Raw genomic sequence first — 14,826 nt, forward strand, 5'->3', positions numbered from 1 at the left:
GTGTCGACTACGGCCTGGTGATTCCCAACGACAAGCTCACCCTGCGCGCCGGCGCCATCAAGACCATCCAGACCCCTGCCTGGAAAGAAGCGCAGGACGACCTGCTGCGCCACGCCGAAGCGGCGGGCGTTCCGCGCGACACGCCCTGGTACAAGCTCACGCCAGAGCAACAGGGCTGGGTCATCAACGGCACACCGGGCTACAAGGACGGCAACTGGAACAAGCAGTGGTACGGCATCAAGCGCTTCTTCGAATACCTTGAAAGCAAGGCCTACAAGATGCACATCCGCGTGCTGCTGTCGAAATACCGCAGCTACACGCAATGCGAGACCTGCGGCGGCGCGCGCCTCAAGCTTGAGTCTTTGCTCTGGCGCCTCGGTTCCAAAGAAGCCGCAGATGCGGTGCTGCCGCCCAGCCAGCGCTTCATGCCGGTGGGGGTGCAGTGGAGCCGCGAGCAGCTCGAAGCTCTGCCGGGCCTGGCGCTGCACGACCTGATGCGCCTGCCGATTGACAGGCTGCGGCAGTTCTTCAGCGGCCTTTCACTCGACGTGATGGGCGACGATGCCGAATTGCAGGCGCTCAAGTCGCTGTTCGAAGAAATCCAGACTCGCGTGAAGTACCTGTGTGATGTCGGCATCGGCTACCTCACGCTCGACCGGCAAAGCCGCACGCTCTCGGGTGGGGAAGTGCAGCGCATCAACCTCACCACCGCACTCGGTACCTCGCTGGTCAACACGCTGTTCGTGCTCGATGAGCCTTCCATAGGCCTGCACCCGCGCGACATGAACCGCATCACCCAGGCCATGCACCGCCTGCGTGACGCCGGCAACACGCTGGTGGTGGTCGAGCATGACCCGGCCGTCATGCTGGCGGCCGACCGCCTGATCGACATGGGCCCGGGCCCGGGCGAGAAGGGCGGCCAGATCGTGTTTGACGGTACGCCCGACGACATCAAACACGCCGACACCCTGACCGGCGCCTACCTCGGCTCGCGCAAGCAGGTGGGCATGGGGTTCAAGCGTGCGGTAACCGACAACACCCCGCGCCTCATCCTCGAAGGCGCGCGTGACCATAACCTGAAGAACCTGACCGTCGACTTTCCGCTGCAGCGCCTGGTTTGCGTAACGGGCGTCAGCGGCTCGGGCAAGTCCACGCTGATGCAGGACATCCTGGCGCCGGCCTTGCTGCGCCAGTTTGGCAAGGCGACTGAAACGCCGGGTTTGCACGACCGGCTAATGGGCGCTGACCACCTGACCGATGTGGTGTTTGTCGACCAGTCGCCCATCGGCAAGACGGCGCGGTCCAATCCCGCCAGCTATGTGGGGGCGTGGGACGCCGTGCGTGACCTGTTCGCGCTGGCACCGCTGGCCAAACAACGCAGCTACACCGCCACCAAGTTCAGCTTCAACAACGGCGACGGGCGTTGCCCGACCTGCGGCGGCTCGGGCTTCGAGCATGTCGAGATGCAGTTCCTCAGCGACGTCTACCTGCGCTGCCCCGACTGCGACGGCAAGCGTTACCGCGCCGAGATCCTCGAAGTGACGATTGAACGCAAGGCGATAGGCGACGTGAAGCCGCGCCTGCTCAATGTGTCCGACGTACTGGACCTCACGGTGAGCGAGGCGATTGCGCTCTTTGCGCAAGACCGCGAAGTGGTGCGTTCCCTGCAGCCCATCGTCGATGTGGGCCTGGAATATGTGAAGCTGGGCCAGCCCGTGCCCACGCTCTCGGGGGGCGAGGCGCAGCGCCTCAAGCTCGCGGGCTTTCTGGCCAATGCCAGCAAGACGGCGAGCGCCAGCAAGCAGGCGCTGGCACTCAGGCAACCAGGCCGTGGCACGCTCTTTTTGTTTGACGAGCCGACCACCGGCCTGCACTTTGACGACATCGCCAAGCTGATGCGCGCGCTGCGCAAGCTCCTCGAAGCCGGTCACTCGCTGATCGTSATCGARCACAACCTSGACGTGATCCGCTCGGCCGACTGGCTGATMGACCTSGGCCCMGAAGGCGGMGAGGSCGGYGGCCTGYTGGTGGCSCAGGGCACGCCCGAAGARGTGCGCCAGCACCCGACCTCTCACACGGCGCTCGCCCTGCGCGAATACGAGCAGGCCATGGGCAAGGTGCACGGCGTTGAAGAGTCGCGTCCCAAGGTCTGGGCTACACGCCCGGCCTTCTCCAACCTGATCCAGATCGTCAACGCCAAAGAGAACAACCTCAAGAGCCTGTCGGTCGACATTCCGCGCGGCAAGTTCAATGTGGTGACCGGCGTGTCGGGATCGGGCAAGTCCACGCTGGCCTTTGACATCCTGTTCAACGAAGGCCAGCGCCGTTACCTCGAATCGCTGAACGCCTATGCGCGCAGCATCGTGCAGCCGGCGGGCCGGCCCGAGGTGGACGYGGTCTACGGCATTCCGCCCACCGTGGCGATYGARCAGCGSCTCTCGCGCGGCGGSCGCAAGTCCACCGTGGGMACSACCACCGAGGTCTGGCATTTCCTGCGCCTCCTGTATGTGAAGCTGGGCATCCAGCACTGCACCAAGGACGGCGCGGCCGTGATGCCGCAAAGCCCTGAAAGCATCGCCGCGCAGCTGATCAAAACCTACCGTGGCCAGCACATCGGCCTGTTGGCCCCGCTGGTGATCGCACGCAAGGGCGTCTACACCGAGCTGGCTGACTGGGCGCGCCCGCGCGGCTACACGCATTTGCGCATCGACGGCGAGTTTTTGCCGACCACGGGCTTTCCGCGCATTGACCGATTCAAGGAACACACGGTCGAGCTGCCGATTGCCGACATCCATGTGTCGCCCGACAACGAGGCCGCCTTGCGTGCCGCGCTCGCGACCGCGCTGGAGCACGGCAAGGGCGTTGTCCATGTGCTGGCGCCGCTGGATGGTTTGCGCGGCGCGATGATGGCCGGCGCCAGCGCCAAAAACATCGGCAAGCTGATCGCCTTTTCGACCAAGCGTGCCTGCCCGATTTGTGCCACCTCGTATGCCGAGCTGGACCCGCGTCTCTTCAGCTACAACAGCAAGCACGGCTGGTGCCCCGACTGCGTCGGCACGGGCGTCAAGCTCACCAAGGAACAGCGCAAGGTGTTTGACGACTCGGTGATGGACGACGACAACAAGGGCCGCGAGCAAAGTTTTGCCGAACCCGAAGTGGAAGACGTGGCCGGCACCGCCTGCCCGACCTGCGAAGGCACGCGCCTCAATGCCAAGGCCCGCGCGGTGAAGTTTGCGGGCGTCGGCATTGCCGACATCGCAGCGCTGTCGGTGACGGACGTGCGGGGTTGGGTCGAAAAACTCGCGCTGCTGGGCCGTGAAGCYGGCATCGCGCGCGACCTGATTCCCGAGATCAAAAGTCGCCTCGAATTCCTCGAAGACGTGGGCCTGGGCTACCTCACGCTGGACCGTGGTGCACCCACGCTCTCGGGCGGCGAGGCGCAGCGTATCCGCCTGGCGGCGCAGCTGGGATCCAACCTGCAGGGCGTTTGTTATGTGCTGGACGAGCCGACGATCGGCCTGCACCCGCGTGACAACCAGATTTTGCTGAGCGCGCTGGGCAAACTCAGCGACCGCGGCAACACCCTGGTGGTGGTCGAGCATGACGAAGACACGATCCGCCGCGCCGACAACATCATCGACATCGGCCCCGGTGCGGGCAAGCGCGGCGGCACGCTGGTTGCACAAGGCACGGCGGCGCAACTGTCGGCTGTGCCGGAATCTCTGACGGGACGCTACCTGGCGAACCCGCTGATTCACCCGCTGCAGCTGCGGCGTGAAACGCGCAAGGGCGCAGCGCCGGTGGCCGTGTTGAAAGAAGCGCCCGTTGACGTTAACGCCAAGCCGGTGAGCAAACAGAAAGCGGCCACGCTCAAAGCAGCCGCGTTGAAAGCCGCCGCAGCCAGTGCCAGCGCGCTGCACAATACGGCCCCGGTGGCCGCCGGGCCTTTCACCTCCTGGCTCACCGTGGTCAATGCCGATCTGCACAACCTCAAGGATGTGTCGGTCACCGTGCCGCTGTACCGGCTGGTGGCGGTGACGGGTGTGTCGGGCTCCGGCAAATCAACGTTGGCGCGCGACGTGCTGCTGACCAATGTGCATGCGGGTGTCATGCAGCGCTCGACCAAGTCGGGCCGCGACGCCGACGACARGGGCAAGACRCCCGACTGGACCGGCTGCGAACGCATCGARGGTTATGCGGCGGTRGACCGCGTGCTGGAAGTCGACCAGACGCCCATCGGCAAGACGCCACGCTCCTGCCCGGCGACTTACATCGGTTTTTGGGACACGATACGCAAGCTGTTTGCCGACACGCTGGAAGCCCGCGCGCGCGGCTACAGCGCCGGGCGCTTTTCCTTCAACACCGGCGAAGGCCGCTGCCCCACCTGCGAAGGCGCGGGCGTGCGCACCATCGGCATGAGCTTCCTGCCCGACGTGAAAGTGCTGTGCGAAACCTGCCACGGCGCGCGCTTTAACCCTGAAACGCAGGCCGTGACCTGGCGCGGCAAGAACATCGGCGACGTGCTGAAGATGGAAGTGGATGAGGCGATGGATTTTTTCTCTTCCATGCCCAACATCAGCCACCCGCTGCAGTTACTGAAAGACGTGGGCCTGGGTTACCTCACCCTGGGCCAGCCTTCGCCGACGCTGTCAGGCGGCGAGGCGCAGCGCATCAAGCTGGTGACCGAGCTCAGCAAGGTGCGCGACGACATCACGCGCCGCGGCCAGAAGGCGCCGMACACGCTGTATGTGCTGGATGAACCCACGGTGGGCCTGCACATGGCCGACGTCGAAAAGCTGATCCACGTGCTGCACCGCCTCGTCAACGGCGGGCACAGCGTGGTGGTGATCGAACACGACCTGGACGTGATCGCCGAAGCCGACTGGGTGATTGACCTGGGGCCGGACGGCGGCAACGCCGGTGGGCGCGTGGTGGCTTCGGCACCGCCTGAGGCTGTCGTCAAGCTCGGCACGCATACAGGGAAAGCCTTGGGAAGCGTGCTGAATAGATCCACCCCCGTCCAGGCTCACTCCGTGTAGCCTGTTCCCCCCTCGAGGGGGCGGCGAATTAGTTCACCCCGTCGGACGCTCACTTCGTGTAGCACCTTCCCCCTTCCAGGGGCGGCGCCTGCGGTCTGGCTAAGCCAGTCCCGCGGCCCCTGCTTGCAGGGGGTGTTTGTGATTTGCTATTGAATTGATAGCTGTTTGCGCTCGTCCTGTATGGTTGAAACGCATAAAACGCTTTAAGATTTGGCTGACGCCGACGTGACAACTTTCAGGTGTTGCCCTGATGCGACGGCGGCTTGCTGCACGCATGATATGGGCTTCAAGCCGCCATACTTTCAGGATCAGGAGATACACCGATGCAACGCCGTCCTTTACTGCAGATCACCGCCGCCCTGGCCATTTCCCTCGCTGGCGTGTGGGGTGCTGCCCATGCGCAAAAATTCCCGGTCAAACCGATCAAGCTGATCGTCGCCTTTCCGGCCGGCGGGCCGACCGACATCACCATGCGTTCGCTGGCCGACAACGCCTCGAAAATTCTGGGCCAGACGGTGATCGTCGAGAACAAGCCCGGCGCGGGCGGCACCCTGCCGGCCCAGCAGCTGCAAAGCGCGCAGCCCGACGGCTACACGCTGGCGCAGATTCCGCTGGGTGTGTTCCGCCTTGGCTACACCACCAAGATCAACTGGGACCCGGTCAAGGACATCAGCTACGTGATCAACGTGACCGGCTACGCCTTCGGCATCGTGGTGCCTGCCGACAGCCCGTTCAAGACCTGGGCTGACTTTGTCGCCTATGCCAAGGCCAACCCCGGCAAGCTGACCTACGGCTCGACGGGCACGCTGACCAGCCCGCACCTGACGACCGAGCTCATCGCGCAGAAGGCCGGCATCGAGCTGCAGCACGTGCCCTACAAAGGCAGCGCTGACCTGATGCTGGCACTGGTCAGCGGCCAGCTGATGGCGGGCGCCGACAGCACCGGCTTTGCGCCGCAGGTCGAAGCCGGCAAGCTGCGTGTGCTCAATACCTGGGGCGAGAAGCGGCTCGATAAATTCCCGAACGCGCCCACGCTGAAAGAGCTGGGCTATGACATCGTGCAGAACTCGCCCTTTGGCATAGGCGCACCCAAAGGTACGCCGCGCGAGGTGGTCAAGCGCCTGCACGATGCCTTCAAGAAAGCGATGGAAGAACCCAGCTATGTTGCGGCGCTGGGCCGTTACGACATGCTGCCCAACTACCTGAGCTCGGCGGACTACACGAAGTTTGCGCAAGACACCGTTGGGCGGGAGAAGGTGCTGATCGATAAGTTAGGCCTCGCCAAGCCCAACTGAAAGTAGGCACACCCCTATCGGGATTCACTGCGTGTAATCCCTTTTCCCCTTGCAGGGGACGAGGCTGGCGGCCCGGCGAAGCCGGTTCCGCGGCCTCTGCTGGCTTCTCGGTTTACTTACTGACGGGGTTGGCTAGCGCAAACAGTTCGTCGGCCAGCTGATCGGCTAGCGTCGGTTCAACGCCAGCGCCAAAAATCAACCGGTAAATGATGGGGGCCATCATGTGGTCCAGCACCTGCTGCACGGTGGGTGTGGCGTCGCCGCGGGTCTGGGCGCGTTTGACCAGAACCGTGGCTTCGTTGCGGCGGTTTTTCAGGCAGTTGGTTTCTTCTGATCCCGCCAGCGCGGCAGCGGCCTTCAGCAGCGAGGCATTGCCTGGCTTGTTGAGGTGGTTGATCAGTTCTTTGGCCCAGGCCGTGAGTTCGGCTTTCAGGTCGCCCGTCTCAGGCAAGGGGCGGTTCGGGTCCAGCCGCTGCTGAGCGGTTTCGCCCAGCAGGCCGTTCACGTCGCCCCAGCGCCGGTAAATGCTGGAAGCACTCACGCCGGCGCGCTCGGCCACGGCCGGCACGGTGACTTTGTCGCGGCCCTCCTGGGCAATCAGCTCTTCCAGCGCCTTGCGCACCACGATTTGCACCTGGGCGCTGCGTCCGCCGGGGCGTTTGTTCGGGGGTGTTTGTAGAGTGCTCATTAGGGCTAACTTTAACCTAAAGCAATGATCTTTGCGTTAATTTTTAAATTGGCGTAGAATTCTCAAACGCAAATATATTCGCTTTAAGAAAGTTGAGCGTTTCCCATGACCGCCCCTGCCTCTTCAAAGTCCTCTGCCACCCGTTGGCAGCTGCCGCCCGCAGCCGCCTTCCCGTTGCTGGCCATCCTTCTGTTCGCGTTCTTTGTGGCGGGCAGTGCGCCTTCGCCGCTGTTTGTCGTCTTCCAGCAGCAGTGGGGCTTTTCGCCGGCGCTGCTGACGGTGGCATTTGCGATTTATGCGATTGCGCTGCTGGCTTCGCTGCTGGTGGCCGGCTCGCTGTCTGACCACATCGGCCGTCGGCCCGTGGTGTTCACCGCCTTGCTGCTGCAGGCCGGCGCCATGCTGACCTTTTTGCTGGCCGACAGCATCAACGGCATCATCGCTGCGCGCATCGTGCAGGGCATTGCGACCGGCATGGTCAGCGGCGCGCTGACGGCGGCGGTGGTCGAGGCCGCACCGGCCGCGCAAAAACGCCTGGGCGCGATGATCGGCAGCGTCTCGCCGCTGGCGGGGCTGGCTGTGGGCGCGTTGCTCACCGGCATCGCCGTCAAGTTTGCGCTGCACCCGGTGCCGCTGGTGTTTGGTGTGCTGGTTGCGATTTGCGTCGTGGGTGCGGTGGCTACGCTCTTTCTGCCCGAAAGCGCCACGCCGCGCCCCGGCGCATTGGCCTCGCTGGTGCCGCGCATTTCGATACCGGTGCAGGCGCGCGCTGAATTCTTCCGTGGCGTGCCGACGATGCTGGCGGTGTGGTCGCTCGCGGGCCTGTACCTGTCGCTGGTGCCTTCCATGCTGCAGCAAATCTTCGGCATCCATGACGGCATCGTCAACGGCCTGGCCATTGCCACCTTCTTCGGTCTGGGCGCCGCGTCGCCAACTTTGCTGAAAAAACTGTCGCCGGTGCGTATGAGCGCCGTCGGCATGAGCTTGCTGGCTGTGGGTGCGGGGCTGGTGGCCGTGTCTTTGGCCACGCGCTCCGTGGCGCTGTTTTTTGCAGGAACAGCGCTGGCCGGTTTTGGCGGCGGCTCGGCTTTCTCTGCGCAGGTGCAGACCCTCGCGCCGCTGGCGCAGCCGCATCAGCGGGCTGAATTATTTGCCGCGCTGTATGCCACCAGCTATCTGGCCTTCAGCGTGCCGGCCATGCTGGCTGGGCGTTTGATTGCGCCGCTAGGTCTGCCCGCCACGGCGGAGGGCTACGCTGCGCTTGTATTGGCAGTGGCCGCATTGGGCGCTTGGTTGCGGTGGGGCTCAGTGCGCCGCGCGGCCGCCTGCCATTGACCAGCGGAGGCCGCGGAACCGGCTTTGCCGGACCGCAGGCCTCGTCCCCTGCAAGGGGAAAAGGGACTACAGGCAGTGAGTCCCGATAGGGGTGAGCAACATCTTCGCCACTTCGGTAAAGCCGGCACCGCGCTCGCCGTGCGTCACATAGCGCGGCAAGTGCGCCAGCTGCGGCACAAAGCGCGCGATGTTGGCCACGCCCACGCTGTTGGCGAAAGTCTTGAACATCAGTTGGTCGTTGGTCGAATCGCCCACATAGACCCATAGGTCCATCTCGGCGTCCAGGTCGCGCTGCCAGAGCTGCCGGACGATCCAGCGCGCGCCTTCGAGCTTGTTGTGGCTGCCATACCAGCCGTTGATGTGAATGCTGCTGACGGTGGCGTGCATGCCCTCGCTTTTCATCAGCGCCACCACCGCAGCGATTTGCGCGTCGCTCAGTTGCACAAATTCGCTGTGGTCAATGGCAATGTCGGTCTCGCGGCCTGGTGAATCGGTGGCGCGGTGCACACCTGGCATCTCGCACTCGATGCGCGCCAGCACGGACTGCATGCGAGCGAAGTTGGCAGCGCGTGTCGCGGAATCCTGTCGGTATATTTTTGATAGCTGCTTGCGCACGGCTGGTGCGGATTCCGGGACTTCTTTGCCTAAAACCTGCTCCGGCAGCAGCGCCACCGCACCATTCTCCGCCACGATGGCATCCACCGGCCAACTCGCCGCGAAAGGCTCGCTCCAGCCGACAGGCCGCCCGGTGATCGCCACGACTTTGAACCCTGCAGCTTTCAATTCGCCCAAAGCCTCCAGCGCATCGGGTGTGATTTCGCCCTCCGTGGTCAAGGTGTCGTCGATATCGGTGAAGACGCCGGTAATGAGTTGACGTTCTGTAACAGGCCACTGCTGGAGTTCTTGCATCATGAAATTTTCGCACTGAATGTGGCCCCCACGCTCCCCACTTCGTGTGGGTCGCTGCCCCCCGAGGGGGCCGCCCGCCTGTGGCCCGGCAAAGCCRGTYCCRCGGCTCATGCTGGCTTGAAGATTCAGGGCGTATGYAGCGGGGGTATTTCACCAGTGGGGGCCGAGGGTCCGGCTTCGCCGGCCCCAGGCGCCGCCCCCTTGAGGGGGGAACGGGCTACACGCCAGTGAGCCTGGACGGGGGTGATTTGTTATAATCACGGCTTCCTGAGGAGCGTTGCAACCCACTCCATGTGGTCTAGGCTCAGGACTTTCATTTGCAACCACGCTCACCCGCATGTGCTTTCAAGCCGGGTGAGGCTAACAACAAACTCCCCGATTGACACACAGGCTCGTGGCTATTTTGCCCAATTTGACCTATGACTTTTGGAGTTACCAAATGAGCGCCGTCCTGAAACCTTCCACCGACTACACCATTGCCGATATTTCGCTTGCCGCCTGGGGCCGCAAGGAACTGAACATCGCACAAACCGAAATGCCCGGCCTGATGGCCATCCGCGAAGAATTCGCGAAGGCGCAGCCGCTCAAGGGCGCGCGCATCACCGGATCGCTGCACATGACGATCCAGACCGGCGTGCTGATCGAAACGCTGCAAGCCCTGGGCGCCGAAGTGCGCTGGGCGTCGTGCAACATCTTCTCGACGCAGGACCACGCCGCCGCCGCGATCGCCGCCGCCGGCACGCCGGTATTCGCCATCAAGGGCGAAACCCTGGCCGACTACTGGGACTACACCCACAAGATCTTCGAATTCAGCGGTGCCAAGGGCACGCCTGAAGAAGGCCCCAACATGATCCTGGACGACGGCGGCGACGCGACGCTGCTGATGCACCTGGGCACCAAGGCCGAAAAAGACGCCAGCCTGATCTCCAAGCCCGGCAGCGAAGAAGAAATCTGCCTTTTCAACTCGATCAAGGCCAAGCTGGCGCAAGACCCGACCTGGTACAGCCGCCGCCTGAAAAACATCATCGGCGTGACCGAAGAAACCACCACCGGCGTGCTGCGTTTGAATGAAATGTCGGCCAAGGGCACGCTGGCCCTGCGCGCCATCAACGTGAACGATTCCGTCACCAAGAGCAAGTTCGACAACCTGTATGGCTGCCGCGAATCCCTGGTCGACGCGATCAAGCGCGCCACCGACGTGATGGTGGCCGGCAAGGTCGCACTGGTGGCCGGTTACGGCGACGTGGGCAAGGGCTCCGCACAAGCCCTGCGCGCCCTGAGCGCCCAGGTGTGGGTGACCGAGATCGACCCCATCAACGCCCTGCAGGCCGCGATGGAAGGCTACAAGGTCGTGACCATGGAATACGCCGCTGACAAGGCCGACATTTTTGTGTCCGCTACTGGCAACAAGAACGTCATCACCTACGACCACATGGCGAAGATGAAAGACCAGGCCATCGTCTGCAACATCGGCCACTTCGACAACGAGATCGACGTTGCCGCACTCGAAAAGTGCACCTGGGAAGAGATCAAGCCGCAAGTCGACCACGTGATCTTCCCGGACGGCAAGCGCATCATCCTGCTGGCCAAGGGCCGCCTGGTCAACCTCGGCTGCGGCACCGGCCACCCGAGCTTCGTGATGTCTTCGAGCTTCGCGAACCAGACGATCGCGCAGATCGAGCTCTTCACCAAGAAAGATGCGTACGAAGTGGGCAAGGTCTATGTGCTGCCCAAGCATCTTGACGAAAAAGTCGCTCGTTTGCACCTGAAGAAGGTTGGCGCTGTGCTGACTGAACTGAGCGACGAGCAGGCTGCGTACATCGGTGTCAGCAAAGCAGGCCCGTACAAGGCCAACACCTACCGCTACTGATTTTCCCTGGCTACTGCGCGACCCGATAGCGGCGTTGCGGGTCCCGATCAGGCAATCCTCATGCACCTCAAGTGCATTCCGGTTGCCTGACGCCCGCGCCTTGCTCTCGGGCCGCTCGCTACGCCCTTAAGTCTGTTGCTGGAATACCGGAAGACACTACATGCGCGCTGACCTATTCCTCGTCGAACACGGCCATGCCGCCACCCGCTCGCAGGCCCAGCGCCTGATTGCTTCGGGGGTGCAGTGGCGTCCCGAAGCCGATGCTGCCTGGAAGAAGGTCGCCAAGAACGGCGACGAGATTCCGCCCGGCGCCGAACTGCAGCTGCTGGACACCACCGAAGCCAAGTACATCTCGCGCGGCGGGCTCAAGCTGGAAGGTGCGCTCAAGGCCACCGGCCTCAGCGTGGTCGGCCTGCGTTGCCTGGACATCGGCCAGTCCACCGGCGGCTTTACCGATTGCCTGTTGCAGCATGGCGCATTGCAGGTGGTGGGCGTCGATGTGGGCCACGGCCAGCTGCACGCCAGCCTGCGTGAAGATCCGCGTGTGGTTTGCGTCGAGGGCTTGAATGCCCGTTCCATGACCGCCGCCAACCTGGTGGCGGGCCATGCCGGCGACAGCGGCGACATGGATTTTCCGGATGACTTCGATGGCGATGAGGATGACGCTGACCTGGATGAAGCGGGCCCAGCCGCAGAAGCCAACTTCGACTTCCTGACCGGTGATTTGTCCTTCATCTCGCTCACGCTGGTGTTGCCTGCGGTGGTTCGCCTGCTCAAACCCGGCGGTGATCTGCTCATGCTGGTCAAGCCGCAGTTTGAATTGCAGCCCGGCCAGATCGGCAAGGGCGGCATCGTGCGCGACCCGGCGCATTTCGAGTTTGTCGAAAAGCGCCTGCGCGATGCCTGCGCAACGCTGGGGCTGGAAGTGAAAGCCTGGCTGGCGTCGCCGATTGAAGGCGGTGACGGCAACCGCGAATTTTTTATCCAGGCCGTCAAGGGCCAGGACGTGGCAGGCGAAGACCAGCCGTTGCCGGCCGCACCGCAGCGCAAGGTTGCCAAGCGCGTGCCACGCAGCGAAATGCGCGCCTCCCGCGCGCCGCACGAAGACTCCGAACTTGCGCATGCCGGCCAGCCCGGCCCTGCGCGTGGCAAACGGCGTGACAACAAAACCGATACGACAAATAACGACGAGTGAGATCCGCGATGAGCCTGAACCTTCCCCTCAGTTTTGAATTTTTCCCGCCCAAGACACCCGAAGGCGCCGAGAAGCTGCGTGTGGCGCGCCAGGCGCTGTATGCGCACAAGCCCGAGTTCTGCTCGGTGACGTTTGGCGCGGGCGGTTCCACGCAAGACGGCACTTTCGGCACGGTGAACGAAATCCTGGCCGAAGGCGTGGCGGCGGCCTGCCATTTCTCATGCGTGGGCGCCACCAAGGCCACCGTGCGCCAGCAACTCACCACCTTGCAGATCATGGGCGTGAAACGCCTGGTCGCCCTGCGCGGCGACCTGCCCAGCGGCTACGGCGCGGGCGGCGAGTTCCATTACGCCAGCGACCTGGTGGCCTTCATCCGCGCCGAAACCGGTGACACTTTCCATATCGAAGTGGCCGCCTACCCGGAAATCCATCCCCAGGCCAGATCGGCCGATGCCGACCTGCAGGCCTTTGTGCAAAAGGTCAAGGCCGGCGCCAACTCGGCGATCACCCAATATTTCTTCAACGCCGACGCCTACTACCGTTTTGTCGACGACGCGCAGGCCCTGGGTGTGGACGTGCCCATCGTGCCCGGCATCATGCCCATCACCAGCTCCACGCAGCTCATGCGTTTTTCCGATGCCTGCGGCGCCGAGATTCCGCGCTGGATCCGCCTGCGCCTGCAGGGCTTTGGTGACGACACCGCGTCCATCAAGAGCTTCGGCCTTGATGTGATCAGCGGTTTGTGCGAGCAGCTCTACGCAGCCGGTGTGCCCGGAATCCATTTCTACACGATGAACCAGGCGGCAGCGACGACCGAAATCATCGGGCGACTGCAGCGAGCCTGAGGCCGCCATCCATGCAGCAGGGGGCCCGCCGGTCTGCCGCCACCCTCAGCGCTGCGGTGCTGCTGGCCTTGCTGGCTGCCTGCACCACGCCGCCATCCAACAAGCCCTCCACCGCGCCGGGCGCTGGTGCTGCTGTACCGGCGCCGCGTCCTTCACGTCCCGCCACCGATGCATCACCCGTGATCGGTGAGATGGCCGACGAGGTGCCGCCTTCTGCCGCTGCACCCAGGCCGTCGCTGCTGGCCGGCGAAGTGCCCCGCGAATTCCAGCGCGGCCAGGCTTCCTGGTACGGCCCGCGCTTTAACGGCCGGCGCACCGCCAGCGGTGAGCGCTTTGACATGCAGGAGTTCACCGCCGCGCACCGCACGCTGCCTTTTGGCACCATGGTGCGTGTCCACAGCCTGGTCAACGGCCGCGACGTGGACGTCCGTATTACCGACCGCGGACCCTACAGCGGCGACCGCATCATCGACCTGAGCCGTGCCGCGGCGGAAGAGCTCGGCATGCTGGGCATGGGGCTGAAGGAAGTTGTGCTGCTGGTGCCGGAGTCCAGGCCGGAGGTCGCGACGACACCCGCGCCTGCGGCCCGGAAGCGCCCGCCTGCAAGGCGGCGCCCAGCGGCGCCGCGTACGCCGCGCTGAATCGCCTCGCTGACCGAGGCGCGCTCGCTCAGTTCACAAAAGTCACGTCGTCCCTGGGCTGAGGCGGGATCTTGATGGCCAGCGCCTTGACGGGCCCGCTGGTCACCAGCGTACCGCCGTGTGCCGTGCCTTTGGGAATGATGATCAGCGTGCCCGGCTTGAACTCCTTGCGCTCGCCGCCCAGCCACATGGCGCCGCTGCCTTCGATGATGTACTGGATCTCGTCGGTTTTCGGGTGAATGTGTTTGGCCACGTTGCCCGACTGGATGCCGATGGTGGCGTTGTCGGTGATGACCAGGCCCTTCGCGTTCATTTCAGGGTTGGGGGTGCCGGGAATGTCGCTGTGCTTGAGCGCGGCGAGGTCAATCATCGCCGGCGCCAGGGGCACGGCCTGYGCATGCGCATCGGGCAGGGCGTGCTGGGCCAGCGGTGACAGCGCAATCCCGGCTACAAAAGCCAGGGTGATGGAAAAGCCGAGGACGGTGGTGGTATGGCGCATGGAATCCTTTTACAGGGTGTTGTATATGGGCGGGCCAGTATGCCCATGTTGCGACGGGCTTGCCAATAGCGGTGACCCGACCGGGTGGCCAGCCTTTTCGTTTCGCTGCAGGTTCTGCCATCCCCGGCTCTGTGCTTCGCTCGTTTATGAGTCAAATCGGCCTATAGCCCAGCAAGTATCTGGGCAATCAGCTCCAGAATTGATAGCAAGTGACGGGCGGGCACATCTCTTGACGGGTCGCTGGTTAAATTCGCAATCACGTGGATTCCCCAAGGGACCTTGGGCGTACGACCCGACCGATGTCCCGGAGACTGAATAGAAAAACCCGCTTTTCATCACGTTGCTTTGGGAATTGCGGAGCATGTGAAGATTGAAGGGATGAAGGTAGAGCTTCTCCTTGATTAATCCGGACGGCTCTCGTGTGTCACTGATCACTGCTTCGTAGTCCGACACAAATACGGCCACCTTGCCGGTTTGGTTAATGCCATTAATCTGGATGAAGCCTTCGAG

11 protein-coding genes and 1 riboswitch are annotated in these 14,826 nt (G+C 63.6%); of the genes, 7 read left to right on the forward strand and 4 right to left on the reverse strand.

Annotated elements, in window-relative coordinates:
• Both AC1DWI_RS02605 and AC1DWI_RS02610 read left to right on the forward strand, forming a co-directional pair.
• A partial coding sequence (locus AC1DWI_RS02605; RefSeq protein ID WP_477724330.1) for an excinuclease ABC subunit UvrA occupies positions 1 to 5,039 on the forward strand: 5,039 nt, incomplete at its 5' end.
• A gap of 323 nt (positions 5,040 to 5,362) precedes the next feature.
• Positions 5,363 to 6,334 (forward strand): Bug family tripartite tricarboxylate transporter substrate binding protein, encoded by a 972-nt coding sequence (locus tag AC1DWI_RS02610; protein WP_477670064.1) that lies wholly within the window; start codon positions 5,363 to 5,365, stop codon positions 6,332 to 6,334.
• 112 nt (positions 6,335 to 6,446) lie between these two features.
• Here the strand turns inward: AC1DWI_RS02610 and AC1DWI_RS02615 are convergent, their stop codons facing one another.
• Entirely contained in the window at positions 6,447 to 7,022 is a 576-nt protein-coding gene (locus AC1DWI_RS02615) for a TetR/AcrR family transcriptional regulator (RefSeq protein WP_477670063.1), read from the reverse strand.
• Between the two features lie 105 nt (positions 7,023 to 7,127).
• On the opposite strand from AC1DWI_RS02615, the gene AC1DWI_RS02620 reads away from it, so the two are divergent.
• The gene (locus AC1DWI_RS02620) at positions 7,128 to 8,357 is read left to right on the forward strand and encodes an MFS transporter (RefSeq protein ID WP_477670062.1); all 1,230 of its coding nucleotides are present in this window, start codon (positions 7,128 to 7,130) and stop codon (positions 8,355 to 8,357) included.
• A gap of 66 nt (positions 8,358 to 8,423) precedes the next feature.
• On the opposite strand, the gene AC1DWI_RS02625 is transcribed toward AC1DWI_RS02620, so the two are convergent.
• Positions 8,424 to 9,266: an HAD-IIB family hydrolase gene (locus AC1DWI_RS02625; protein WP_477670214.1), complete on the reverse strand. Its 843-nt coding sequence runs from the start codon at positions 9,264 to 9,266 to the stop codon at positions 8,424 to 8,426.
• Positions 9,267 to 9,529: 263 nt separating this feature from the next.
• A riboswitch (S-adenosyl-L-homocysteine riboswitch) is annotated at positions 9,530 to 9,604 on the forward strand.
• Between the two features lie 101 nt (positions 9,605 to 9,705).
• On the opposite strand from AC1DWI_RS02625, the gene ahcY reads away from it, so the two are divergent.
• From ahcY to AC1DWI_RS02645, 4 genes are all read left to right on the forward strand, one after another.
• Positions 9,706 to 11,136, forward strand: coding sequence for an adenosylhomocysteinase (gene ahcY / locus AC1DWI_RS02630; RefSeq protein WP_477670061.1), 1,431 nt, complete (start codon positions 9,706 to 9,708; stop codon positions 11,134 to 11,136).
• Between the two features lie 160 nt (positions 11,137 to 11,296).
• A complete protein-coding gene (locus AC1DWI_RS02635) occupies positions 11,297 to 12,331 on the forward strand; it encodes a TlyA family RNA methyltransferase (protein ID WP_477670060.1) in 1,035 nt (344 codons plus the stop codon).
• 8 nt (positions 12,332 to 12,339) lie between these two features.
• Positions 12,340 to 13,176, forward strand: coding sequence for a methylenetetrahydrofolate reductase [NAD(P)H] (metF, locus tag AC1DWI_RS02640; RefSeq protein ID WP_477670059.1), 837 nt, complete (start codon positions 12,340 to 12,342; stop codon positions 13,174 to 13,176).
• Positions 13,177 to 13,187: 11 nt separating this feature from the next.
• Entirely contained in the window at positions 13,188 to 13,817 is a 630-nt protein-coding gene (locus AC1DWI_RS02645) for a septal ring lytic transglycosylase RlpA family protein (protein ID WP_477670058.1), read from the forward strand.
• A 28-nt stretch (positions 13,818 to 13,845) separates the two neighbouring features.
• Here the strand turns inward: AC1DWI_RS02645 and AC1DWI_RS02650 are convergent, their stop codons facing one another.
• Positions 13,846 to 14,316, reverse strand: coding sequence for a cupin domain-containing protein (locus AC1DWI_RS02650; protein WP_477670057.1), 471 nt, complete (start codon positions 14,314 to 14,316; stop codon positions 13,846 to 13,848).
• A 144-nt stretch (positions 14,317 to 14,460) separates the two neighbouring features.
• A partial coding sequence (locus tag AC1DWI_RS02655) for a hypothetical protein (protein ID WP_477724331.1) occupies positions 14,461 to 14,826 on the reverse strand: 366 nt, incomplete at its 5' end.

This window comes from Polaromonas sp. P3_C2, from assembly GCF_056402675.1.